25 protein-coding genes and 2 pseudogenes are annotated in these 24413 nt (G+C 50.2%); 11 read left to right on the top strand and 16 right to left on the bottom strand.

All coding sequences use genetic code 11. The features are described from left to right. The first annotated feature begins 251 nt into the window (after positions 1 to 251). Positions 252 to 2186, top strand: a complete 1935-nt coding sequence (gene yeaG, locus C2U41_RS07135; RefSeq protein ID WP_003030707.1) for a protein kinase YeaG — start codon at positions 252 to 254, stop codon at positions 2184 to 2186. Positions 2187 to 2307: 121 nt separating this feature from the next. After that, positions 2308 to 3591 carry a YeaH/YhbH family protein gene (locus tag C2U41_RS07130; protein ID WP_003030708.1) on the top strand — a complete coding sequence of 428 codons (1284 nt, stop codon included), beginning with the start codon at positions 2308 to 2310 and terminating at the stop codon, positions 3589 to 3591. A 65-nt stretch (positions 3592 to 3656) separates the two neighbouring features. On the opposite strand, the gene C2U41_RS07125 is transcribed toward C2U41_RS07130, so the two are convergent. Further along, positions 3657 to 4427, bottom strand: coding sequence for a class I SAM-dependent methyltransferase (locus tag C2U41_RS07125; protein WP_103849181.1), 771 nt, complete (start codon positions 4425 to 4427; stop codon positions 3657 to 3659). 163 nt (positions 4428 to 4590) lie between these two features. On the opposite strand from C2U41_RS07125, the gene dgcJ reads away from it, so the two are divergent. The 3 genes from dgcJ (at position 4591) to C2U41_RS07110 (ending at position 7213) form a co-directional block, all read left to right on the top strand. Further along, entirely contained in the window at positions 4591 to 6081 is a 1491-nt protein-coding gene (gene dgcJ, locus C2U41_RS07120; RefSeq protein WP_103849180.1) for a diguanylate cyclase DgcJ, read from the top strand. A 43-nt stretch (positions 6082 to 6124) separates the two neighbouring features. Continuing rightward, the gene (locus tag C2U41_RS07115) at positions 6125 to 6628 is read left to right on the top strand and encodes a YbaK/prolyl-tRNA synthetase associated domain-containing protein (RefSeq protein ID WP_016150101.1); all 504 of its coding nucleotides are present in this window, start codon (positions 6125 to 6127) and stop codon (positions 6626 to 6628) included. 138 nt (positions 6629 to 6766) lie between these two features. Beyond that, positions 6767 to 7213 (top strand): DUF441 domain-containing protein, encoded by a 447-nt coding sequence (locus tag C2U41_RS07110; protein WP_003832453.1) that lies wholly within the window; start codon positions 6767 to 6769, stop codon positions 7211 to 7213. Here C2U41_RS07110 and C2U41_RS07105 read toward each other — a convergent pair. Further along, positions 7196 to 7988 (bottom strand): annotated as a pseudogene (locus C2U41_RS07105) (AraC family transcriptional regulator); the annotation flags it as partial. The gene C2U41_RS07110 and the pseudogene C2U41_RS07105 sit on opposite strands and share 18 nt — an antisense overlap. A 99-nt stretch (positions 7989 to 8087) precedes the next feature. Between C2U41_RS07105 and C2U41_RS07100 the strand changes: the two are divergent. Beyond that, positions 8088 to 9275, top strand: a complete 1188-nt coding sequence (locus tag C2U41_RS07100; RefSeq protein WP_046670553.1) for a CynX/NimT family MFS transporter — start codon at positions 8088 to 8090, stop codon at positions 9273 to 9275. 36 nt (positions 9276 to 9311) lie between these two features. Here the strand turns inward: C2U41_RS07100 and C2U41_RS07095 are convergent, their stop codons facing one another. Then, positions 9312 to 10019, bottom strand: a complete 708-nt coding sequence (locus tag C2U41_RS07095; RefSeq protein WP_103849178.1) for a CTP synthase C-terminal region-related (seleno)protein — start codon at positions 10017 to 10019, stop codon at positions 9312 to 9314. A 177-nt stretch (positions 10020 to 10196) separates the two neighbouring features. Here C2U41_RS07095 and C2U41_RS07090 point away from each other — a divergent pair, with 177 nt between their 5' ends. Continuing rightward, complete coding sequence (locus C2U41_RS07090) at positions 10197 to 10544, top strand: DUF488 domain-containing protein (protein WP_003030722.1); 348 nt, start codon at positions 10197 to 10199, stop codon at positions 10542 to 10544. 7 nt (positions 10545 to 10551) lie between these two features. Here the strand turns inward: C2U41_RS07090 and C2U41_RS07085 are convergent, their stop codons facing one another. Then, on the bottom strand, positions 10552 to 10800 hold the full coding sequence (locus C2U41_RS07085) for a putative hemolysin (RefSeq protein WP_003840866.1): 249 nt from the start codon (positions 10798 to 10800) through the stop codon (positions 10552 to 10554). Positions 10801 to 10986: 186 nt separating this feature from the next. Here C2U41_RS07085 and C2U41_RS07080 point away from each other — a divergent pair, with 186 nt between their 5' ends. The 3 genes from C2U41_RS07080 to yoaJ are packed head-to-tail and all read left to right on the top strand — an operon-like array spanning position 10987 to position 12235. Continuing rightward, positions 10987 to 12012, top strand: a complete 1026-nt coding sequence (locus tag C2U41_RS07080; RefSeq protein WP_003840865.1) for a sensor domain-containing diguanylate cyclase — start codon at positions 10987 to 10989, stop codon at positions 12010 to 12012. A gap of 47 nt (positions 12013 to 12059) precedes the next feature. Beyond that, on the top strand, positions 12060 to 12158 hold the full coding sequence (locus tag C2U41_RS07075; RefSeq protein ID WP_032941789.1) for a YoaK family small membrane protein: 99 nt from the start codon (positions 12060 to 12062) through the stop codon (positions 12156 to 12158). A 2-nt stretch (positions 12159 to 12160) separates the two neighbouring features. Next, positions 12161 to 12235, top strand: a complete 75-nt coding sequence (gene yoaJ, locus C2U41_RS07070) for a protein YoaJ (RefSeq protein ID WP_099530266.1) — start codon at positions 12161 to 12163, stop codon at positions 12233 to 12235. Positions 12236 to 12284: 49 nt separating this feature from the next. On the opposite strand, the gene C2U41_RS07065 is transcribed toward yoaJ, so the two are convergent. Continuing rightward, complete coding sequence (locus tag C2U41_RS07065) at positions 12285 to 12533, bottom strand: GlsB/YeaQ/YmgE family stress response membrane protein (protein WP_003030729.1); 249 nt, start codon at positions 12531 to 12533, stop codon at positions 12285 to 12287. A 359-nt stretch (positions 12534 to 12892) separates the two neighbouring features. Here C2U41_RS07065 and fdhF point away from each other — a divergent pair, with 359 nt between their 5' ends. Continuing rightward, the gene (gene fdhF / locus C2U41_RS07060) at positions 12893 to 15040 is read left to right on the top strand and encodes a formate dehydrogenase subunit alpha (RefSeq protein ID WP_103849177.1); all 2148 of its coding nucleotides are present in this window, start codon (positions 12893 to 12895) and stop codon (positions 15038 to 15040) included. A gap of 52 nt (positions 15041 to 15092) precedes the next feature. On the opposite strand, the gene C2U41_RS07055 is transcribed toward fdhF, so the two are convergent. From C2U41_RS07055 to C2U41_RS07005, 11 genes and pseudogenes are all read right to left on the bottom strand, one after another. Continuing rightward, a complete protein-coding gene (locus C2U41_RS07055; RefSeq protein ID WP_003840864.1) occupies positions 15093 to 15737 on the bottom strand; it encodes a hypothetical protein in 645 nt (214 codons plus the stop codon). A gap of 442 nt (positions 15738 to 16179) precedes the next feature. Next, complete coding sequence (locus C2U41_RS07050) at positions 16180 to 17184, bottom strand: IS110-like element IS5075 family transposase (RefSeq protein WP_000427614.1); 1005 nt, start codon at positions 17182 to 17184, stop codon at positions 16180 to 16182. Between the two features lie 96 nt (positions 17185 to 17280). Beyond that, positions 17281 to 17463, bottom strand: a complete 183-nt coding sequence (locus C2U41_RS07045; protein WP_003840863.1) for a DUF1869 domain-containing protein — start codon at positions 17461 to 17463, stop codon at positions 17281 to 17283. 3 nt (positions 17464 to 17466) lie between these two features. Beyond that, complete coding sequence (gene yeaR / locus C2U41_RS07040) at positions 17467 to 17829, bottom strand: DUF1971 domain-containing protein YeaR (protein WP_003030735.1); 363 nt, start codon at positions 17827 to 17829, stop codon at positions 17467 to 17469. A gap of 174 nt (positions 17830 to 18003) precedes the next feature. Then, positions 18004 to 18642 (bottom strand): annotated as a pseudogene (gene leuE, locus C2U41_RS07035) (leucine efflux protein LeuE). Between the two features lie 139 nt (positions 18643 to 18781). Further along, positions 18782 to 19393 (bottom strand): metal-binding protein ZinT, encoded by a 612-nt coding sequence (zinT, locus tag C2U41_RS07030; protein ID WP_231865366.1) that lies wholly within the window; start codon positions 19391 to 19393, stop codon positions 18782 to 18784. A 128-nt stretch (positions 19394 to 19521) separates the two neighbouring features. Further along, positions 19522 to 20112 (bottom strand): ATP-binding cassette domain-containing protein, encoded by a 591-nt coding sequence (locus C2U41_RS07025; protein ID WP_003030739.1) that lies wholly within the window; start codon positions 20110 to 20112, stop codon positions 19522 to 19524. Then, complete coding sequence (locus C2U41_RS07020; protein WP_103849242.1) at positions 20096 to 20890, bottom strand: ATP-binding cassette domain-containing protein; 795 nt, start codon at positions 20888 to 20890, stop codon at positions 20096 to 20098. Before C2U41_RS07020 ends, C2U41_RS07025 begins: the two co-directional genes overlap by 17 nt. Continuing rightward, a complete protein-coding gene (locus tag C2U41_RS07015) occupies positions 20884 to 21696 on the bottom strand; it encodes an ABC transporter permease (protein ID WP_103849243.1) in 813 nt (270 codons plus the stop codon). Before C2U41_RS07015 ends, C2U41_RS07020 begins: the two co-directional genes overlap by 7 nt. Next, positions 21686 to 22660: an ABC transporter permease gene (locus C2U41_RS07010; RefSeq protein ID WP_103849244.1), complete on the bottom strand. Its 975-nt coding sequence runs from the start codon at positions 22658 to 22660 to the stop codon at positions 21686 to 21688. The genes C2U41_RS07015 and C2U41_RS07010 overlap by 11 nt, the downstream gene beginning before the upstream one ends. Further along, entirely contained in the window at positions 22660 to 24282 is a 1623-nt protein-coding gene (locus tag C2U41_RS07005; protein ID WP_048233562.1) for an ABC transporter substrate-binding protein, read from the bottom strand. The genes C2U41_RS07010 and C2U41_RS07005 overlap by 1 nt, the downstream gene beginning before the upstream one ends. Between the last annotated feature and the right edge of the window lie 131 nt (positions 24283 to 24413).

Raw genomic sequence — 24413 nt, 5'->3', positions numbered from 1 at the left:
GCTTTTTTTGCTGATGAGTTATTGATATGCCATTGAAATTCATTTGCGCACACAGGCAAGTTTTGCAAATGCCATCTACGCTTAATTTTAGAAGGTGTATCACCGAATACGTTGATCTCCTGACCACTAAAATGGCATGAGAGTTGCTTATTTCTTCAGCAGCGACGTCGTTCAGTTTACCTCTTCAGGGGCCTCTACTATTCATATGAACGGCTCTTAACATGTGCTAAAAAACGAAAGGACGGCATACCATGAATATATTCGATCACTATCGCCAGCGTTATGAAGCTGCCAAGGACGAAGAGTTCACGCTGCAGGAGTTTCTTACCACTTGTCGGCAAGATCGCAGTGCTTATGCCAACGCGGCAGAGCGGCTATTAATGGCTATTGGTGAGCCTGTCATGGTTGACACTGCCCATGAACCTCGACTTTCTCGACTCTTTTCGAATCGGGTAATTGCACGCTATCCCGCTTTTGAAGAGTTTTACGGCATGGAAGACGCCATTGAGCAGATTGTTTCTTATTTGAAGCATGCGGCTCAAGGTCTGGAAGAGAAGAAGCAGATTCTGTATCTGCTGGGGCCTGTGGGAGGGGGGAAATCATCTCTTGCTGAGCGGCTGAAGTCGCTGATGCAACGAGTACCGATTTATGTCCTGAGCGCCAATGGCGAACGTAGCCCGGTCAACGATCATCCGTTATGCCTGTTTAATCCGCAGGAAGACGCGCAGATCCTGGAAAAAGAGTATGGGATCCCGCGTCGTTATCTCGGTACGATCATGTCGCCGTGGGCTGCTAAACGTCTGCATGATTTTGGCGGGGACATTACAAAATTCCGCGTCGTCAAAGTCTGGCCGTCTATTCTGGAGCAGATCGCTATCGCTAAAACGGAGCCTGGTGATGAAAACAACCAGGATATTTCTGCGCTGGTCGGGAAAGTGGATATTCGTAAACTCGAACACCACGCCCAGAACGATCCTGATGCCTACGGTTATTCGGGCGCACTATGCCGCTCAAACCAGGGGATTATGGAGTTCGTTGAGATGTTTAAAGCACCGATTAAAGTGCTGCATCCTCTGCTGACCGCCACCCAGGAAGGAAACTACAACGGGACAGAAGGTATCTCCGCCCTGCCGTTTAACGGGATTATTCTTGCCCACTCGAACGAGTCTGAATGGGTAACGTTCCGTAATAACAAAAACAATGAGGCGTTCCTTGACCGTGTTTACATCGTCAAAGTGCCTTATTGCCTGCGGATCTCTGAAGAGATCAAAATTTACGAAAAACTGCTTAACCACAGTGAGCTGACCCATGCGCCTTGCGCACCGGGCACGTTGGAAACGCTCTCTCGCTTTACCATTCTTTCTCGCCTGAAAGAACCTGAGAACTCGAGCATTTACTCGAAGATGCGCGTTTACGATGGCGAAAGCCTGAAAGATACCGATCCAAAAGCGAAATCCTATCAGGAGTATCGGGATTACGCCGGGGTTGATGAGGGAATGAACGGTCTGTCCACGCGTTTCGCGTTTAAGATCCTCTCTCGCGTCTTTAACTTTGACCATGCCGAAGTGGCAGCTAACCCGGTTCATCTGTTCTACGTACTGGAGCAGCAAATCGAGCGTGAACAGTTCCCGCAGGAGCAAGCTGAGCGTTATCTTGAGTTCCTGAAAGGCTATCTGATCCCGAAATATGCTGAATTCATCGGCAAGGAGATCCAGACAGCTTATCTCGAATCCTATTCCGAATACGGACAGAACATTTTCGACCGTTATGTCACTTATGCGGATTTCTGGATTCAGGATCAGGAGTATCGCGATCCAGATACCGGTCAGCTGTTTGATCGCGAGTCACTGAACTCAGAACTGGAGAAAATTGAGAAGCCGGCGGGTATCAGTAACCCGAAAGATTTCCGTAACGAGATCGTCAACTTTGTTCTGCGTGCCAGAGCGAATAACAGCGGTCGCAATCCAAACTGGACCAGTTACGAAAAACTACGCACGGTTATTGAGAAGAAAATGTTCTCCAATACCGAGGAGCTGCTGCCGGTCATTTCGTTCAATGCTAAAACCTCGACTGACGAGCAGAAAAAACACGACGATTTTGTCGACCGTATGATGGAAAAAGGCTACACGCGTAAACAGGTGCGTTTACTGTGCGAATGGTATTTGCGCGTACGTAAATCGTCTTAACATAAGTGCCCGGTGGCGCATGCGCTTACCGGGCTTGCAAAACAATGTTCCGTAGGCCGGATAGCGACAGCGCCATCCGGCACTTACAGACATGGCGAACAGTTGGCAGTACGGGGGGCTTATGACCTGGTTTATTGACCGGCGTCTTAACGGCAAAAACAAGAGCACGGTAAACCGCCAGCGCTTCTTACGCCGTTATAAATCGCAAATTAAACAGTCGATCTCCGAGGCCATTAACAAGCGTTCGGTGACTGATGTGGATAGCGGCGAATCTGTTTCTATTCCGACTGATGATATTAGCGAACCAATGTTTCATCAGGGACGTGGTGGCCTGCGCCATCGCGTACATCCGGGTAACGACCATTTTGTGCAGAATGACCGCATTGAACGCCCACAAGGCGGCGGTGGCGGCTCAGGAAGTGGACAAGGCCAGGCCAGCCAGGATGGTGAGGGTCAGGATGAGTTCGTCTTTCAGATCTCTAAAGATGAATATCTTGATCTGTTGTTCGAAGATTTAGCACTTCCTAACCTGAAGCAGAATCAGCAGCGTCAGTTAACGGAGTATAAAACACACCGGGCAGGTTTTACCTCTAACGGTGTGCCTGCCAACATTAGCGTGGTGCGATCCCTGCAAAACTCACTGGCGCGCCGTACGGCGATGACAGCGGGTAAGCGTCGCGAACTGCATGCTCTCGAAGCGGATCTGGAAACCATCGCGAAAAGCGAACCAGCGCAGTTGCTGGAAGAGGAACGGTTACGCAAAGAGATTGCCGAACTGCGGGCAAAAATCGAACGCGTGCCATTTATCGACACCTTTGATTTACGCTACAAAAATTATGAAAAACGCCCCGACCCTTCCAGCCAGGCGGTGATGTTCTGCCTGATGGACGTCTCTGGTTCGATGGATCAGTCGACCAAAGATATGGCTAAACGTTTTTATATCCTGCTGTATCTGTTCTTAAGCCGGACCTATAAGAACGTGGAGGTGGTTTATATTCGCCACCATACCCAGGCGAAAGAAGTGGATGAACATGAGTTCTTCTACTCTCAGGAAACCGGGGGGACCATTGTCTCCAGTGCACTGAAGTTAATGGATGAAGTGGTGAAAGATCGCTACAACCCTGCCCAGTGGAACATCTATGCTGCACAGGCATCGGACGGTGATAACTGGGCAGATGATTCACCGCTGTGTCATGAGATTTTGGCGAAAAAGCTGCTGCCAGTGGTACGCTATTACAGCTATATCGAAATCACTCGCCGCGCCCACCAAACCTTATGGCGTGAATACGAACATCTGCAATCAACCTTTGATAACTTTGCGATGCAGCATATCCGCGACCAGGATGATATTTACCCGGTATTTCGCGAACTGTTTCATAAGCAAAGTACGACCAGTAACAATTAACCTAAACAAATCAGTCAGCGCGTAGATGTGCTGACTGATTTTATAAATAGTGCCCCATCCTGTTTTTATTTTCCCTTAACAGAGCAGCAGGCAATGTAGTTTAGCTGATGACGTTGCGAACGGAAGAAGCGAAACATTTTCAGGAACCGACGACGATTTTCGCTCGTGCGTAAGCCGTTAAACACAATTTTAACTGCCCCTGTAAGCCCTTCATCACGAATTAATCCGCGCGGTGACATCAGCGACATGTTGCCATTCTGCTGCAAAACCTGTTCGAACCCGCAGTTAAGAAACAAATCACGCCAGCCTTGTCTGGTCATTGGGCTAACGTTTGATTTCACCACATCGACAAGCAGGCCCTGATCGCCCGCGCCCAGTTTTTGGGCGGTGAACATAATATCGTGGGTGAGCAGGCGCCCACCGGGCTTCAACACGCGATAATATTCGGCAATTAACTTCGCCTTCGCTTTATCGGCATACATTGTCAGCATGGCTTCGTTAATCACAACATCAAAACTGTTATCCGCAAAAGGCAGGGTACTGGCATTCGCAGCCATCACATGGATGTGATTTTCCAGACCATTTGCTGCCACATTATTTCTGGCATTAGACAGCGCGGTTTTATCCATATCGATAGCGTAGACCGTACAACCAAAGCGTTGAACTATCTCTATTGCCGTGGTGGCCATATTACAGGCCACTTCAAGCACCTGGCTGCCGGGCGTCAGCTGTGACTGGCTAAACAACCATTCTGTTGCTTCAACGCCGCCCGGACGCAGACGTGTTTTGCCCAGGCTGGCTAAAAATGTATGACCCGCTTTTTCAGTCGCGCTCATTGGCCTGTCTCCTTTTATAAGTTGCATTATAAATACAACATTAAGAGTTAAAGGTGAAGCGCGCGAATGATTTTTATTACAAAATGTCCTTGCCCGTAGCGTTAGAGCGGATGTATGCCGTGTGATAGACTGAATTATCAGACTTACAGGGCTGTAAATCATTATGAAATTGCATCATAAAGCGCTCAGGCTCTTTATCTCCGTCAGCGTAATTGTTTTGACGTCTTCTTTTTTGGTTTATGAGCTCATTGCCAGCGATAAAGCAATGAATGCGTACATGCGCTATATCAATGAGAAAGCCGACTCATCGTTTCTCTATGATAAGTACACAAATCAAAGCATCGCAGCCCATCTGATGCGCACATTTTCGTCCCCCCAGGAGCCAGCCTCTCTCGAACAGCAAAAAGCACTTTGCACCGCTTTCGACAGCGTTAACGGCGCTCATGGGCTCAACCTTACTAAGCACAACTATCTGCCATTGCACGGTACGTTGCAGACCACCTCAACAAAATGTAGTGAACAGCTTGATGACATTTTTCTGCTGCCTTCTTTTGACCGGGCGGTCAATGTTAATCGTCAGCAGAAAGATTACGGTCAGGGATTAGGGACGTTAGAGTATAAATTTCGATATTACGTCGATCTCAAAAATAACTACGTCTATCTCTATGATTTGATCGACTCGCGGAAATTTGCGATACACAACTGGTCGTTTTTGCAAAAAGGTACGCTGGGAATCGACCAGAATGATATTGATGGTATTTTCACCGGCCGCACGGTGATTTCCAGTATTTATGAAGATAACCTGACCGAGAAAAAAGTGATGAGCTTTTTAACACCGGTCTACTACACCGGTAAGTTAAAAGGTGTGGTGATGGTAGATATTAATAAAGAGAATTTACAGAATATTTTCTATACCAGCGACCGCCCTCTCGTCTGGCGCTATCTTAATGTAACGGTCTCGGATACCAGCTCCGGTAAAGAGATTCTCGTTCATAAAAGTGAAACCGATCTGTTCCGCTATGTTGACTATGAGAAGGACATACCCGGTGGTATACGCATCACACTCTCACTCGATGTTATGTATTTTATTGTCTCGTCCTGGAAGATATTCGCATTCTATTTACTGGCAACGATATTACTGTTGAATATGGTCAGAACGCATTTTCGGTTGTATCACAACGTCACGCGGGAAAATGTCAGTGATGCGATGACCGGGCTCTACAACCGTAAAATTTTAACGCCGGCGCTTGAGCAGCGTTTGCAACAGTTGGTGAACACGGGAACGCTCGTCACCTTTATCACCATCGACTGCGATAAACTGAAAGTCATCAATGACACGTTAGGGCATAAAGAAGGCGATCGGATTATCACTCATCTGGCCAAAGCCATTCAAAGCTCTATTCGCAAAAGCGACTACGCCATCCGCCTCGGCGGCGATGAGTTTTGTATTATCCTCATCGACCACCCCAGTGATTTAACGCCCCGCCTGCTGGAGAGAATTCGCTATAACTTACAAATTATTGCGCATGATATATCCATCAGCTTCTCCGCCGGGGTTTATAATATGCAGCCGAACGACACTATTGATGATGCTTACAAAGCATCTGATGCACAGCTCTATCTGAACAAACAGAAAAAACACGCCGGTGCGTGATTATTTTTCTGCAGGATTTTCATTGTTGTACCAGGAGTAAGTCATGACGGAAGTGAACAAAGGTAACGCAACGCATCAGCGTTTAATCTCGCTGTTGTCAGAGCAAGGCGCAACGTACCGCGTGGTAAGCCATGAAGCCGTCGGCAAATGTGAGGCAGTTTCTGAAATTCGTGGTACCGCACTGGGCCAGGGAGCAAAAGCGCTGGTCTGCAAAGTAAAAGGCAACGGCGTCAATCAGCATGTTCTGGCGATCCTCTCTGCCGATCAGCAGGCCGACCTGAGCCGGTTAGCCAGCCATATTGGCGGGTTGAGAGCCTCTCTTGCCAGCCCGGCGGAGGTAGATGAACTAACAGGCTGCGTATTTGGCGCTATCCCACCGTTCAGTTTTCATCCTAATCTCAAGCTGGTCGCTGATCCGCTACTGTTTGAGCGTTTTCATGAAATTGCGTTTAATGCCGGGTTGCTGGAAAAATCCGTGATCATGGATACCGCAGATTACCTGCGTATCGCGCAACCTGAATTAATGCCTTTCCGCCGCGAACAATAATAGTCTGCGTTAGCAGTAAAAAACGTCGCATCGTGCGTTAGCCCAAAAAAAATCATAATCATTAAAAAAAGCCTGTTCCGTCACGCATTTACGCGTACAGTAAGCAGGCTTATCTTTTCTTTTGGCAAGGAAACTACGATGTTTGATGTCACTCTGCTGATCCTCCTCGGACTGGCAGCTCTGGGCTTTGTCAGCCACAACACCACTGTCGCTGTTTCAATTCTGGTGCTGATCATTGTCCGTGTTACCCCTCTGAATACTTTCTTCCCCTGGATTGAAAAACAGGGCCTGACCGTCGGGATTATCATTCTGACCATTGGCGTCATGGCACCGATCGCCAGCGGAACGCTACCGCCCTCCACGCTCATCCACTCCTTTGTAAACTGGAAATCACTGGTCGCTATTGCCGTCGGGGTATTTGTCTCATGGCTCGGCGGACGCGGCGTTACGCTAATGGGCAGTCAGCCCCAGCTTGTTGCCGGATTACTGGTGGGCACGGTACTGGGCGTGGCGCTGTTTCGCGGTGTGCCGGTGGGGCCGCTTATTGCGGCAGGCCTGGTCTCGTTGATTGTTGGGAAGCAGTAGCCAGCCCGTTCAGATAACGGCCTGGCGTCTGCCCCAGGCCTTTTTTGAACATAGTGATAAATGCCGTGGTCGAATCGTACCCGAGCATTTGCGCGACCTGTTGTACATTGCGGCCATCGATCAACGCCTGCAGCGCCAGAATCAGCTGGAGCTGGTGACGCCAGCGGCGAAAACTCAACCCCGTTTCTTTGACGACCAGACGAGCAAGGTTACGTTCACTCATCGCAAATACGCTGGCCCATTGTCCCAACGTCTGCCATTGTGCAGGCTCTTTCGCCATCGCTGCGACCATTCTGCGAATTTTCGGGTGATCGGAAACCGGTAACTGCATCTGCTCCTGGGGTTGCTGCGGGAGTTCATCAAACAACACTTGCGTCAGCCGCTGAGTTGCCGGTTCCAGTCGCTGAGCATCCGATTTGGACGCCAGCGCCAGAATGAGTTCCCGACATAACGGGGCGATTTTCAGCGTGCAGCAACGTTCAGGCATCACGACAGCCTGCGGCTCAATAAATAGAAAACACAATTGCGCGCCCACGGTAACGTGGTTGCTGTGTGGAATTTCGCCGGGGATCCACACAGCATATTGCGGAGGCACCATCCACATAGCATTTTCAACTTCACAGGTGATCGCACCATGCAGCGCCAGGATCAACTGTCCCTTACGATGCTGATGCAGCGGACTGAAAAGTTCATCTTCCCGAGCCTGAATACAAAATGCGACCGCCGCATCGTGGTGCAAATCGGGCTCATATCCATCCAGTCTCAGCCCCAACATAAGAATGTCCTATTTTAGCGATAATCTGTCATTTTAGCTTGATTCATCCATAGTGTAAAAACGCTAAAGTATCGCCTCGCCTGACGATATGAGAAAAAAATGATTACTACACCTTCCTCCCGTGGCAAAAATGCAGCGTTGCTGATCGCGGGGATCCTGATGATTGCCACCACACTGCGCGTCACCTTTACCGGCGCAGCCCCGTTGCTGGATGCCATTCGCGCCGACTACGGTTTGAGTACCGCCCAAACTGGGCTTCTGACTACCCTGCCGCTGCTGGCCTTCGCGCTGGTATCCCCCCTGGCTGCCGCCGTTGCGCGCCGCTGGGGCATCGAACGTAGCCTGTTTGCTGCGATGCTGTTGATTTGCGTAGGTATTGCGATTCGTTCGCTGCCTTCGTCAGGGTTCCTGTTTAGCGGTACCGCCATCATTGGTTGCGGAATCGCGTTGGGAAATGTGCTGTTACCCGGATTGATTAAGCGAGATTTTTCCCAGCATGTGGCGAAACTCACTGGCGCATACTCGCTGACCATGGGCGCGGCGGCGGCACTAGGCTCGGCAATTGTGGTTCCATTGGCACTAAATGGATTTGGCTGGCGCGGTGCGTTGATGGTGCTGATGGCCTTCCCGCTGCTGGCGCTGATTATCTGGTTGCCCCAATGCCGCCAGACTGCTCATGCCAGCCTGAGTAACTCGCGCGCCTTGCATTCCCGCGCGATCTGGCGCTCTGGCCTAGCCTGGCAAGTGACGCTGTTTCTGGGGATCAACTCCCTTGTCTATTACGTCATCATCGGCTGGCTACCCGCCATTTTAATTAGCCATGGCTACAGTGAATCTCAGGCCGGTTCGTTGCATGGTTTACTGCAGCTGGCGACTGCCGCGCCGGGAATATTGATCCCTCTCGTCCTGAACAGATTTAAGGATCAGCGCGCCATCGCCGCTCTGGTTTCGTTAATGTGCGCTGTCGGCGCGGCGGGATTCGCCATAATGCCCGAACAGGCATTGCTATGGACCATCCTGTTTGGCTTTGGCTCAGGCGCGACGATGATCCTCGGCTTAACCTTTATTGGCCTGCGCGCAAGCTCAGCGCATCAGGCTGCAGCGCTCTCCGGCATGGCACAGTCTGTCGGATATTTACTGGCCGCCTGCGGGCCACCGCTGATGGGGAAAATTCACGACCTCAACGGTAGTTGGCTGATTCCATTAACGGGTGTCGCCGTGTTAGCGATGCTGATGGCGGTGTTTGGTTTGTGCGCGGGGCGCAATCGGGAGATCGCGATCGCATAATGCAGAGGGCAGGTTCGCGGACAACCTGCCCAATATTTATCCGCGCGCGGCGCGCAGCATCGCCTGAACCAGAGGTACGGGTTTTCCCGCCAGCGCTCCGCGTTCATGCTGAAAGAGCGTGCCGACATAAAATGGATGTGTCACCAGCTCAATGGCACGAATATCACCAGCCTCATCCCAACCGGTCACACGGAGATCGCCACGCTCCAGCTCAGCGGCAAAATCTTCCGATACGCCGTAGTTGCAGTGATATCCCTCCGAGATAACATCCCGTCCGTAGGCTTTGGCAATCAGCGTATTGGCCCGAAGCTCAATATCATCCGTTTTTTCTACCAGCGAGCAGGTCAACGGTGCTATCACCATCCGACCCGTGGTGTCCGTCTCCGCGTGGGCGGCGTCGATCCAGCCCAGCACGTTGCGGGCATACTCCAGAATGGCATGTTGAAGGCCGCCACAGGTACCCAGGAATGGGATGCTGTTTTCACGCGCATAGCGTATCGCGATCAGCGCCCCTTCCAGGTGGCGATAAGGACTGCCTGGAACGACCCAAATGGCATCATAACCTACCAGGTCCTCACTGCTGCTGATATCAGATGTGGTTAGCCAGTCATAATCAGCCACTAATTCCAGGACGGCAGCGGCATCATCAATGGCAAGAGGAATAGCCTGATGCGCCACAATATCGGGGTTGTAATCGCCCACCAGCGCAATGCGAAGCGTATCTTTAATCGGGGAAATTTCCATTAAACGTTCCTTATGTCCAGACAATGAGGGACACTATAAGGAGCCTCAGCCTACCGATTTTTTGTTGGTATCACAATCCCTTAAATTGGGAGTCAGGGCTGGCGGAATGCTATAATGGTCACGTTTTACGATCTTATTTAACCGTAATAGCGATAGCTTAATGGAGCGGATGAAGAGATGAATATTCAGTGCAAACGTGTGTATGACCCGGCAGAAAAAAGCGATGGTTACCGCGTGTTGGTCGACCGGTTATGGCCTCGCGGGGTGAAAAAGAGCGATCTTATTTTCAACGAATGGAATAAAGCACTTACCCCGTCATCTGATTTACGTAAGGCATTCCACGCAGAGTTGATTGATTTCTCGCATTTTTCTGAGCAATATCGCGCTGAACTGGCTCAACAGCAGCAAGAAGGAAAGCGCCTCGCAGAGATTGCCCGACAGCAAACCTTAACGCTACTGTATGCGGCGAAAAATACCCAGCAAAACCACGCGCTGGTGCTCGCTGAGTGGCTACGTCAATGCTGACCGCGTATCACTTGCCCGCTGTCGGATGATCTCTACGCCAGAGCGCCCATTCATCAATCACTTCCCCTCCGGGTAGTTTGCAGTCTGACCTTACGCCTTGCGGAGTCTGCACCGCAACCAGCGTACCGCCCTTTTGTTCGCAATACACCGATGCCGGATTCGCCATGCCGATTTTTGGTGGTTTAGGGGCATCAGGCTGCGTTGTACACCCCGCCAGCACCAGCAAGCCGGGCAAAATAATAGACGCTAGTTTCATCTCTACTCCTGTTTAAAAGCATTATTCCGGCAGGTTACCCCGACTTCCCTTCTATCTCCATGTTTTACGTTCTAATTTCAATTTTATGATTACATTTCAGCCAGAAACACGTGTTTCATCTTGCTCCCTGATGTTCTATCATGCGCCCACGCCAGCCTTGTCATCTCTCAGGAGTATTTACACCTCATGTCGGACATGATCCTTGCCAGAGTCTCACAATCCTTAGCCACGGAGCAGTCAGTTGAGAGTCTGGTACGCCAACTTCTGGAAATGCTGGAAGTAGTGACTGAGATGGAATCTACATACTTGACCAAGGTCGATCTGGATGCCCGTCTGCAGCATATTCTGTATGCGCGTAATAGCTGCCAAATGCAGATCCCCGAAGGGCTGTCCGTACCGTGGGATGAGACGCTGTGCAAACGCGCTATTGAGGAAAACTGTCTGTACAGCGACAACGTGCCCGTACGATGGCCGGAATGTACCACCGCTCGCGCACTGGACATCACCACTTTTCTGAGTACTCCCGTTCATCTTCCGGACGGAACGTTTTACGGTACGCTCTGCGCCACCAGTCGCCGCCAGCATGCGTTAAGCGAACGTGGTGAACAGGTGTTGCATCTGTTTGCCGGACTAATCGCCCAGTCTATTCAAAAAGAGTCGCTGGTTGCTCAGTTACGTGAAGCGAACGCTGCGCTGATTGCTCACTCCTACACCGATGCCCTGACCGGATTACCGAATCGGCGCGCAATTTTTGAAAATGTAGAGACCCTTTTTTCGCTCGCCCGCCACCTCAGGCAGAAGATAGTTGTCGCCTATATCGATTTGGATGATTTCAAATTGATCAATGACCGCTTTGGCCACGAGGTTGGCGACCAGTTCCTGATCCAGATTGGCCACCGCCTGCTGCGTAAATGTAGTGATAATGACATTCTCGGTCGACTGGGCGGTGACGAATTTTTAGTCGCTCGCCTGTCGCCGGATGATGACAGGGAGCAACGCGTTCGTCTGCAGCAGGTGAAACATCAGTTGCAGCAGCAAATTTGCGGCGACTACCACCTGGGCGATATTCATCTGTTTTATCCTGGCGCCAGTCTGGGCGTGGTGGAAATTGATCCGCTGGAGACTGATGTAAACTGTGCGCTTCACCTCGCAGACAGCGCAATGTACAAGGATAAAAAACGTCAGGATAAAACCGCTTTTGTCGTACATTAACCCCTGCTATGCTGACTCGTCTTTAAATAACTCTGGTAGATAATCGTATGCGACTCGGTATTATTTTCCCTGTCATTATTTTCATTTCCGCTGTCGTTTTCTTATCCTGGTTTTTTATTGGCGGTTACGCTGCGCCTGGAGCATAACGATGAAAAAAACAACGCTTATTATGATTGGCGTGGCTATCATCGTGGTTCTGGGCACGGAACTGGGGTGGTGGTAACCAAAGAAAAAGGCCACTTATCAGTGGCCTCTATTGTCTGCATGTTTACTTAACTTTTGACTTTTCTATAGATAAACAGCACCACAATCGCACCGATAACCGCTACGACAAAACTGCCAAAATTGAAACCATCAACTTTACCAAAACCAAAGAAGGTACTGATCCAGCCACCCACTACCGCACCGACAACCCCTAAGATGATGGTCATAAAGAATCCGCCGCCATCTTTACCCGGCATAATCCATTTTGCCAAAATCCCAGCGATAAGACCGAAAATCACCCATGAAATAATGCCCATAATATCCCTCACTTATGTTTTTAAGTTAACGATTCGCTCGTTGTATAAAAGCATAGCATAGCGCTGAAAAATTAAAATTTGTGATCGGTATCACCTGCTATTTTCATCTTTTTCTGATCTTTCATAAGGTTAAACCATTCGATGCGACATTTTCCCTGACGTAGCTCGTCATTAATGTCGAATCGTCAGTCATTCTGCTTTACTCATTCGCCCTCAGTCCCTGCAATTACTGGGTTTTCACTTCTGGCACGATTTATGCTTAAACAACCGGTCACTATGACAAATCGTAGTCCGCGATGCGTATCGCGCGGCTCCGTTTACAATTCGCGCTATTTCAGCATTTAACAGGTCTGTTATTGATGAAAAAAATCACCAGTGTATGCCCATACTGTGGGGCCGGGTGCAAGCTCAAGCTTGTTGTTGAGAATAACAAAATCATCCGCGCCGAGGCCGCAGAGGGTGTAACGAACCAAAATCAGTTATGCCTGAAAGGCTACTATGGTTGGGATTTTCTTAACGACACTCGCCTTCTGACTCCCCGTCTGACTCGCCCGATGATCCGTTATGAAAAAGGTGGAAAATTCACTCCCGTTAGCTGGGATGAAGCCATTCGTTACACCGCAAAACGCTTATCTGAAATCAAAAATACCTATGGCCCCCGCGCCATTATGACCACTGGGTCTTCACGTGGAACAGGGAATGAAACCAACTACGTGATGCAAAAATTCGCACGTGGCGTTCTCCATACCAATAATGTCGATTGCTGCGCCCGTGTCTGTCACGGCCCTTCCGTTGCCGGGTTACAGGAAACATTAGGCAATGGCGCCATGAGCAATTCCATCAGCGACATTGAAAACTCAAAATGTCTGCTGATCTTTGGCTATAACTGCGCCGACTCGCACCCGATCGTGGCTCGCCGGGTAATTAAAGCTCGCCAGAATGGCGCAAAAATCATTGTCTGTGACCCACGTCGTATTGAAACTGCTCGTATCGCTGACCAACATTTGCAGTTAAAAAACGGTTGTAATATGGCACTGGTTAACGCCTTTGGCCATGTCCTCATCGAAGAGCAACTCTACGATCGCGAGTATGTACAAAAGCATGCGGAAGGACTGGAAACATACTGGGAAACCGTGAAGGACTATGCGCCTGAAGCCGTTGAACATTTAACGGGTGTTCCCGCACAGCAGGTTCGTCAGGCGATGCGTACATTTGCCGCAGCGCCATCGGCAACCGTGATGTGGGGAATGGGCGTCACCCAGTTTGGCCAGGCCGTTGACGTGGTTCGTGGTTTGTCGAGCCTGGCGTTGCTGACCGGCAATCTGGGACGTCCTAACGTCGGCGTTGGGCCGGTGCGTGGGCAGAATAACGTGCAAGGCGCGTGCGATATGGGGGTACTGCCTAACCAGTTCCCTGGGTATCAGGACGTGACCGATTTCACCGTCAGGGAGAAATTCGCCAACGCCTGGGGCATTGACGTTAATCAGATGGATGACAAGGTTGGGACGCGCATCACCGAAGTTCCGCATCTGGCTATTGAAGGCAAAATTAAAGCCTACTACATCATGGGGGAAGATCCGTTGCAAACCGAGGCCGATTTAGGTCTGGTCCGCGAAGGGTTTAACGCGCTCGATTTTATTGTCGTGCAGGATATCTTCATGACCAAGACAGCGGAAATGGCCGACGTCCTCCTGCCGGCCACCTCCTGGGGTGAACACGGTGGCGTCTTTACCTGCGCCGATCGTGGATTCCAGCGTTTTGAAAAAGCGATTGAACCCTCAGGTGATGTCAAGCGTGACTGGGAGATCATCAGCCTGTTGGCCAGTGAAATGGGCTATCCCATGCGGTATCAAAGTAACCAGCAAATCTGGGATGAGATGCGCGAGCTGTGCCCGCTGTTCTACGGCGTAACCTATGAGAAAATGGGTGAAATGGGGCATATTCAGTGGCCATGTCCGGAGCTCGATCACCCCGGCACACCTTACCTTTACGCGAACAGCCAGTTTGATACCGCCAATGGCAAAGGCAAACTGTTTGCCGCACAATGGCGAGCGCCCGCAGAAGTTCCTGATGAAAAGTATCCGCTGGTCCTGTGTACAGTGCGTGAAGTTGGGCACTACTCCTGTCGTTCAATGACCGGCAACTGCGCAGCGCTGCAAGCCCTGGCAGATGAGCCTGGGTATGTGCAAATCAATACTCATGATGCAGAAAAACTGGGTATTCGTCATCGTGACCTGGTATGGGTCAGCTCGCGTCGTGGTAAGGTCATCAGCCGCGCGGATGTATCCGAGCGTATCAATACCGGAACGGTGTATATGACCTATCAATGGTGGATTGGTGCGTGTAACGAGTTAACCCAGGATAACCTCGATCCTATTTCGAAAACGCCGGAAACCAAATATTGCGCCGTAAGTATTGAGCACATTAGCGATCAGGGATGGGCTGAAAAGTATGCCGCACAGACGTATAGCGACATGAAATCACGCTTGTGCCAGGCCATTGCGTAAGTCACCTCGCTAACCGCCTGAGTCTGTTCATCCAGACTCAGGTATTTTCTCGTTACTTCGCCAGCTGTGGTTCACTAAAGCGAATAGCAGCAGATTCTTCCTGCTTATCCCGCTGCATAAAACCGAGGTTCATCAGGAACAATCCTACCATAAACGGGAGTTCATACAGCTCTTCAATGAGATCGCCGTACTGCGCGTTGTGCAAAAAGACAGGGGCCAGCAGACGATGATGCTCTACCGTATCGGAGATCAAAAATGCACAGGTGGTGATCGCTAACAGCCATAGCGGCAGCGGTTCATTGCGTAAGCGACGGGCAATATCCTGGCGTAAGCGTTTTGATATCAGGACAGGCAGAATAATCATTGCAATCAATACCACTGAGATAACTCTGAACAGAAGTTTAGGGTGCTCGGGGAAATAATCACGGCCCCAACTGGTACTGCGACCCAGCAACACCAACCACCACACAGCCGCCCAAAGCCAAAATTGTTTCTCGCCTTCAGGACGTGATAAAGGCCGGATGTAGCTGAGAGTAAAAAGCGCTCCAAACAGCAGCCATAACGCCTGGCCATTCTCAATCCATCTGACGACAGTACCGTTGAGCAAAGGTAGATTCCAGTTCGCAGTGAACGGGATCGCTACGATGATCAGCCCAAGAATGAAAGTGGGTAATGTTAGTCGGGTATTCAGTTTCATAAGCGAGGTTCTGTATTGTGACTGTTTCACGATCATAACCCCTGTGAATGATCCAACATTAGCAATCAATGCGGATTTCTTAAGGTATTCTTAAGAAATCTTTTTCCGGATATTTCCAGGTTTAACACGGATAAAAAAACCGCTCTGCGCCAGAGAAACGCAGTGCGGTTTATAAATCAAAAACGAATCTATGGTCACTCCCGTTTTTGCAACACCGATTTTGACGACAAGTTGGCTTGCTTGAATCTATCCGGCGTCTGAATGGGATTTTATTCCCGCGCCTCGATGAGTTCCGCGCCTGATGAACCTCCAGAAAATATACGGCTTCAATGAGCCTTTCCGTTTTACAGGTTCCTCAACAGGCCGGTGGGCCGTTAGTATCATCAATATCAGTATTCGCAAAACCAGATGAATGATTGTTTAAACTGGTGTATTTCTGCCTTTATGCTTCGTAAGTTTGCTGTCGCGCCGTCAGTGCCCAGGCTATTCTGGCCAGCTTGTTTGCCAGAGCACAGGTGACGACAAAGTTGCTTTTCCGACACAACAACTCCCTGACCCAGTCGGCCAACTTGCCAGACTGGTGTTCCAGTTTTTGTATGAATACCCTGGCACACTGAACCAACAAAGTTCGGATCTTTTTGTTGCCCCGCTTGCTAATCCCTAACAATGTCGTCCGACCTCCCGTGCTGTACTGTCGGGGTACCAGCCCTGTTGCCGCCGCAAAGTCACGGCTGCTGGCGTACTGCTTCCCGTCGCCAATCTCAGTTGAAATAGTACTGGCAGTCAGCGTTCCAACGCAGGGAATACTCAGCAAGCGCTGTCCAACCTCATCTTCGTCCAACTTTCGTTTCAACTGAGATTCCAGATCTTTAATCTGCTCAACAAGATAGTGATAATGCTGTTGTAATTTCAGCAGTAACTGGCTGAGATAAAGAGGCAAACTACTGTCCTCAAGAAGGGTACTCAGTCGACTAATAACGGCAGCACCTCGCGGAACGCTGATACCAAATTCCAGCAGAAAAGCATGCATCTGATTAGTTGTTTTCACCTTATCCTGAACCAGGGATTCACGGACACGATGCAGAGCTCGCATTGCCTGCTGAGATTCGGTTCTGGGCTGCACGAAACGCATAGATGGACGTGATGCTGCTTCACAGATAGCTTCAGCATCAACGAAGTCATTTTTGTTGCTTTTAACGAATGGGCGGACAAATTGCGGTGATATCAGCTTTGGAAAATGCCCTAACTCTGCCAGCTTGCGTGCCATAAAGTGAGAACCGCCACAGGCTTCCATCGCGATGGTTGTTGCCGGGCATGTCGCCAGAAATTCGATTAGCTTTGGTCGGGTGAATTTTTTACGGTAAACGGCCTTCCCACGATGATCCTGACAATGAATATGGAAAGAGTTCTTACCCAGATCGATACCAATAAGCGCAATGTTTTCCATGATGGTTCTCCGAATGAAAGCCTGTCCTCAGCATAGTACTGGGAAGGAGGGAGTGACCATCTCATTAAATATGCAATCAGAGGCAGAGGCTAACATCTACCAGCCGCAGACGTCGTGCTCATTCTCGGTATCGTATGAACGTACCGTATTGACCAGGTCTTTAACCACTTCAGCGGCCACATCCGGAATCAACAGCGTCATCGGCGCTTCAGTTTCATAATCGACTGACACGCCGTTGCTGTTATTGGTCACTGTTACGGTATAGGTTGCTTTGCCCATGATTTACTCCTTGCCGGTGCGCACGACTTTTCGTTGATTCGCGCTCTCCATCAGAACTTCCGGGGCAACGAAAAAATCGATATTAAAGTAAGTGTCGTCGGTCATCACTTCGATGTTATGCCATTTTTCCGGTGGAAAAACGCCAAACTGACCGGCTTCAATAACCATCACCTCTACGGGCTCCGGGCTATGTTCATCTGCGTATCCGAGATATTTGACCGCCCCCTGCATAACCGAAAGTCGAGGGTAAACCCCGGCACGGGTTCCTTTATCAAGGTGGCGTTCGAAAATTCCGGCAGGTGCCGTTTCTTTGTTCCAGAATGGAGTAGAGCGTGTATGGATATGGTTCTGTGGAATTTGAAGCATTTTTCTTCCCTTTTCCAGTCGACAACCAGCGAGTTCTTACTGAACCGCTGCTGTACACAGGGTACGCCTCATAATATACATTTAAAATACCATTTATTGGTTATAACAATACAATTATAAATGAATTGCAGGGTGTAATATTGAAGGCCCGCCGTAACCAACGGGCCAATGGCGTCACGACTGAAGCGTGGCCAGACGAGCGGCAAAACCAACAAAAATCAGACCAATAAGGGAATTACCCACTTTGGCCAGCTTTTTCTTCGTACGGATATACTGCGTCACGAACGCGCCGGAGAAAATAAGAAAGCTCAGATAGAAAAAGCTCACTATCTCAAGCGTAATAGCCAAAATAAAGAATGACAGCCCTGAGTGCGGCGCATTGACATCAATAAACTGCACGAAGAACGACACATAAAACAAAATAGCTTTAGGATTCGTCAGGCTCAGAATTAACGCACGTTTAAAAATAGCGCCAAACGGGACTTCTTCAGGCGCGGCATCGCCAGCTTTCGATTTCAGTGTTGCATACAGGATCTTCGCACCGAGGTACAGCAGATAAAACGCGCCAAGATAGCGAACGATGTTGAACAAAACGGGCGTTGTTTTGATCAATGCGGCAACTCCGGCATAGGCCAAAAACATTAACACGGCATCGCCGATAAACACACCGCTTGCGGCGAGATAACCGCCCTACACTCCCCGACCAACGCTGTTCTTCAACACAAATATCGTATTTGGCCCCGGTACCAGCACGATAAAAATAGCCCCCACCAGATACGTCCAGTAATTCAGAACTCCATACTCTGCGAACACGTTAACCTCTTCCTGAAAAAACACATGCACTTGCTGCGAGACAATATGCTAACGAATGCATCGGGTGATGGAAAGAGAAGGTTATGAATTAAAAAACCCGCCACTGGTGACGGGTGTGTACAGATAAGGTTAGCCCGGATTAATGGTGCAGCATCTCATCCACAACCTCTTCTCCCTTCAACTGGTAAGGGTAGTAGGTAGGCCAGTTTTCCATCTCTTCAAGCAAGGCTGCCTGCGAGGTATTTCCCATAAAAATATGGAAGTGGCTCGATTTACGCGGCGCGATAATATGATCGCTGAATTGCACGTATTTAGGTGCTTTGCTGTTAGCGTCTTTACACTCAAACAGATAACGTACACCTTTCTTGCCTGACTTATAGTGCAGAATTTTATAACCGGCGTAGTCGTATTTACATGATGCAACCTGATTACCGGTGTGAAATTCCATTACGTCATTTTCGATGCCGATGGTGTCTACATTGGTTGCATAACCTTTACGGTAGTAATCTTTAATTTGTTCTGCCGTTTTGCTTTTGTCTTTCTCCGCTTTCTTTTTGAAGACCGGATCAAGCTCGCCGCTGACCAGATACGGATAGACAGATTGCCACATGCCATCCCAGTCGGTCAGCGCCCTATTTTGCACCTGGTTATCATCAAAAACCCCTTCCGACGCCTTTTGTTCTGCTTCGCTCATCGGCGCACCATGGGAATGATGACCGTGCGCCATAACCGAACCACTGACTAAAAGCATCCCCAGAGCAATTGTCAGTTTATTAATACAAATAGCCAAAATTTCACCCTCAAATCATTTGCGAGTGAAATGTTATAATATAACGTATCAATTTAATCAATAGACCAGCTACAAGCCTCTATCTCATTTCACGTTACAATGAGTTTGCTGGAACAAAGCTGATCAAGCAGGGCCTGCTGATGGCTGATAATCAGCATAGCCAACGGTCGACGCTGGCATTCTTCAAGCAGCAGCGCCCAAATATCCCGTTGAATGGAAGGATCGAGCTGGGCGGTAATTTCATCAGCAATAAGAAAACGTGTCCGCGGGTCCAGCGCACGAAGTAAAGCAATTCGCGCCAGTTCACCGCCAGAAAGTTGTCCGGGGCGGCGAGTTAACCACTCTGGGTTGATGTGAAGACGGGTAAGCATTTCAGCATCCGGTCGCCAGGCATCATGAACCGCATCACCGGTGCTGCGTCGGGGGTTAAAAGTTAATTCCGGATGCTGTGGCACCAGTTGCACCGGGCAATACTGGTGCATCGGCAACGGTTGTTCATCAACCAGAATGTCACCCGAAGTTGGTTTCTGCCAGCCCGCCAGCACGCGTCCCAGCGTCGTTTTGCCCGTCCCACTTGGCGCACAAATCCCAATACGTTCTCCAGGGTGTAGAGAGAAGGTCAGATTTTGCCACAGAACCTTTTCTCCCTGACGGATTGTTACATCACGACAGCACAACATCGCGCTCTCCAAAAAGTTGATTTCTTTCAGGCAGCGCCCGCCATTGTCGTTGCAGATGTTCGCTAATCTCTCCGCGTAACAGCTGTTCCCGGCTGACGTTATCCGACACCCTTCCCTGATGCAGCGCGACAATACGATCCGCATGGCGGGCCGCCAGCGTGAGGTCATGCGTTACCCATAAAACGCCAGCCCCTTGCTCACATTGCTCACGCAACTGTTCAAGGAGTTGATTAGCCAGAGGTGCATCAAGCCAGGCGGTAATTTCATCCGCCAGAATATAGCGAGCCTGACTCAGAGACGCATGACAGGCCAGGACACGTTTCGCCATACCGCCTGAAAGCTGGCGCGGAAAAGCATCTACTACGCGACTTTCCAGTCGGCTACGCTGGAGCAATCGTTCAATTTTTCCGGCATTCCATTGTTGGCCAGAAAGCTGGCATGCCCTGCGCAGATGCTTTTCAATCGAGAGCAGCGGGTTAAGCGCCTGAACGCCTTGCGGGACATAGCTGAAGGTATTGCCACGACATTTGCGAATATCATCGCTGTTCAGCGTTTTTCCCTCCAGCGTGATAGTGCCCTGGAAGCGCAAATTCTCCGGTAAGAGATCGAGCAGGCATTGCAGCAGCAGGCTCTTACCCTCCCCGCTTCCTCCCACTAACGCCACCATTTGACCCGGTGCCACGTCGAAAGAGATATCCTGCAACAGCGAAGACCAGTTTCTCGCGCCATACCAGCGATAACGCGCCACCTCCAGCGAGACCTGTCTTAAACTCAACATGCGTCACCTCGTAACCATAAACGATGTACCGCCCTTGCGAGCTGATCGAATAACATCACCAGACTGAACAGCATCAGTCCCGGAAACAGCACCAACCACCAATCGCCATGACTGATAAATCTCAGCGCATCCGCCAGCAGCAGTCCCAGTGACGGTTCATGCGGTGCCAGCCCAAAACCGAGGAAGCTTAACGCCGCACTGTGCAACACCGCGTGGGGAAACATCAGTAGTGTTCCCGTTAGCCATTGAGGTAATAAGGCGGGTAGATAGTGATGTCGCCAGCAGTAAAAATGGCCGTGCCCCAGACGCCAGGTCAGCGTCAAGTAGTCACTGTGGGCCACGCGCTGCGCTTCAGCACGCAGGATTAGCGCCAAACGCGGCCAGTGGGTCAGCGCAACCGCCATAATCACGCCGTTTTTCCCACCGCCCAGCGTAAAACAGATCAAAATGAGCAACAGCAGATGCGGCATCGACAGCATGGCATCGGTAATCAGGCGCATAAGCACATCCAGACGCGGATGTATGCGCGAAACCGCCGCCATCACTAACGCGATGAAACCGCTGCACAACGCCGCACCAATACCAATTTGCAGACTGGTTAGTGCCCCCTGAAAACAACGGATCCACAGGTCGCGACCAAGGTTATCGGTACCAAACCAGTACAGCGCATCAGGCGGTAAATGCCGGGCAAGCAGATTAACGCTCAACGGGTTATCCAGCATTGCGGCACCATACACTGCAATGAATACCAGGCAGCTAAAAGAGAGCAAAAGACGAATCAGCGTCGGCGTCGGGTTATAGAGCATCAGGTCGTTCCAGAGCACGGTTCAACATACGGACAAGCCAGGTAGACAGCGAGTTACCAATAAACACCAATACGGTACTGAACAATACAATTCCCATCAGTAACGGCAGATCTCCACGTAATCCGGCATCAATAGTGGCCTGCCCCAGTCCCGGGTAAGCAAAGACTTTTTCGGCCAATAATGCGCCTCCCAACAACTCCCCCAGCGAGGCAAACTGCAAACACAGCGCAGGCGTAATTGCATGACGCAGAACCTGATGGCGTAACAGTGACCAGCCCTTATCTCCCTGAGAACGCGCAAAACGGACAAAATCGCTTTTCATCACGCTGGCGATGCTTTCCCTCGTATGAAGCGTAATTTGTCCCAGTCCCAGCAAACTGAGCGCGCAAACGGGAAGCACCAGATGGCGCAGACGCTCAGTCAGCGTCGCCATATCGCCGCTATTGCCCGGCTCCCACGCGCAGCAGACCGGAAATACCGGCCAGCGCACGGCAAATAATGCCAGCAACAGCATGCCAATCCAGAAGGTCGGCAGCGAAGAAAGCAGATAACTGAGGCGACAGATTGCTTTATCCGGCCAGCGATTCAGGTAGCGACCCGCGACAAACCCCATTGCCGTTCCCAATATGCCAGAGAGCAGCCACGCGCCACCAAGCAGCGCAAACGAGGTAGAAAAGCGTTCCTTGATCACGCTGGCAACCGGTGCGTTAAACAACATTGAATAGCCGAGATCGCCCTGTAATACACGGCCAAACCAGTGACCCAAACGCTCCCATAGCGGTTGGTCCAATCCCCAGCGAGCCGCGATACGCGCATATTGCTCCGGCGGCACATGCAGGAGATCGTTGCCGATATAAGCCCGAATCGGATCGACCGGAGAAAAGCTGAGCAGCACAAAAGTGCCAGCCGCAACCAGCACTAATAACACTATCAGCCGTAGAAAATGGCCCACAACAGACTTCATCAACGGCAGGTCCAGGTCCATTCATCCAGATTATTGAGCAGTGACCAGCTACCGTGAATCTCCGGTGCGCCTTTACCTAAGTCAATACACGGATTTGCCAGGTAGGTATGCTGAATATTCAGCAGCCATGCCCAGGCAGCATCGCCCTGCACGCCAGCCCCTTGCTTGCCATCCCACTCAACTTGCTGCCAGAACGGCAACGCTTTTTGCCAGTCCGGAGCGTCAATTGCCTGTTTAAGATGCTGCTCAACGACAGGATTGCTGTAATAACCTGGATTGTAATATTCCACGCCCGCAGCCTGATTACTGTAGTGATGGAAAAGCTCCATCGGATCCAGACTTCCCCAGCCAAACAGCGTCGGGTTGGCATGCATATGCCGCTCAACAGTTTCCCAGCTCCCGGATTGCAGAGAAATCTGAATACCCACTGGCTCCAGCATCGCACGTACGGCTTCGGCTAAATCCCGGCGTGTACTGTCACCGCTGGCGTACCACAACGTTAAGCGAGCCTCTTTACCGTCCTTCACACGTACGCCATCTTTACCCACCTTCCAGCCGGCTTCTTCCAGAATCGTTCGCGCTTTTTCGCTATCGCCATCTTTGAACGCAACTGATTGTCCCTGCCATGGCAGCCCCTGAACCGCGCTATACGCCGGAATCGCATGACCTTCCATGACCTGATCGGCAAGCTGCTTACGGTCGATGGCGTAGTTGATGGCGCGCCTGATGGCAACATCGGCAGTGATATCGTTCCCAATCGGATAGCCATTGGCGTCTTTTTTACCTGCAGGAACCATCGGGAACACAATGCCCCGGTTTTCCACGCTGTCGCGTACCCAAAGTTTCAAATTTTTCTGCTGAGGAGCGACCGCCATCGACGGCGCGATACGTACGAGTCCCAGTTGGCCGCTACGCGCTGCGGCATAAGCGTTATCTTCATCAAGGAAGACAAACACCAGCTTACTGAAATCATTTTTCTTACCGGCATACCAGGGGTTAGCCTCAACGATCAACTGCTGCCCCGGCTGAAAACTCACCAGTCGATACGGACCCGCGCCAATCGGATTTTTAGCGAATGTTTTTTCGTCATACCGTTTTTGCGGAACAATTCCTAATGAACCCAGCACGTTCACAAAGGTACTTTGCGGGCTACGCAATGTAATTTCTACCGTGCGGTTATCTTTCAGACTGGCATGGGTGAAGTTTCCCATGTCGATTTTGCCGCCGCTTTTTGCTGCTTTGTTATAGGTGAACACCACATCTTCAGCGGTTAACGGCGAACCATCAGAGAATTTAAGGTCAGGTTTTAACATCAACGTCCAGGTTTTGCCGTCTGCGCTGGTCTCTACTTTTTCCGTCAGCAGGTTTCCCCAGCTCATATCTGCATTTTGTTTTAATAATGGTGCATGCAAAAGCAGATAGCTGCCATGACTCCAGCCCAACATCGGGTCAAAACCTTCCGTTGGCTCCGGTCCAATTGCCAGTTTTAACGTCTGCCCTTCGCTCGCATTTTGCGCGGCGAGAAGTGGTGAGGTTAATGCGAGAGTCAATGCGCACGTAAGCAGTGCCAGCTTGCCTTTGATCATTATGTTATCCAGATTTACGTTATTTTTATGCTGCATAACGATTTACAGTCGTTAAGCAGTCTCCTGGGGAAGGGATTATGGCGGACAGAAATGACGAAAAAAATGATGCGGCGCAGAAAAGTATGACGATTTTCTAAAATTATCATACTTTTTTCTGATACTCCGTT

The organism is Citrobacter freundii complex sp. CFNIH4 (assembly GCF_002934505.1).
Classification (GTDB): domain Bacteria; phylum Pseudomonadota; class Gammaproteobacteria; order Enterobacterales; family Enterobacteriaceae; genus Citrobacter; species Citrobacter freundii.
This window is presented reverse-complemented; position numbering and strand designations above follow the sequence as displayed.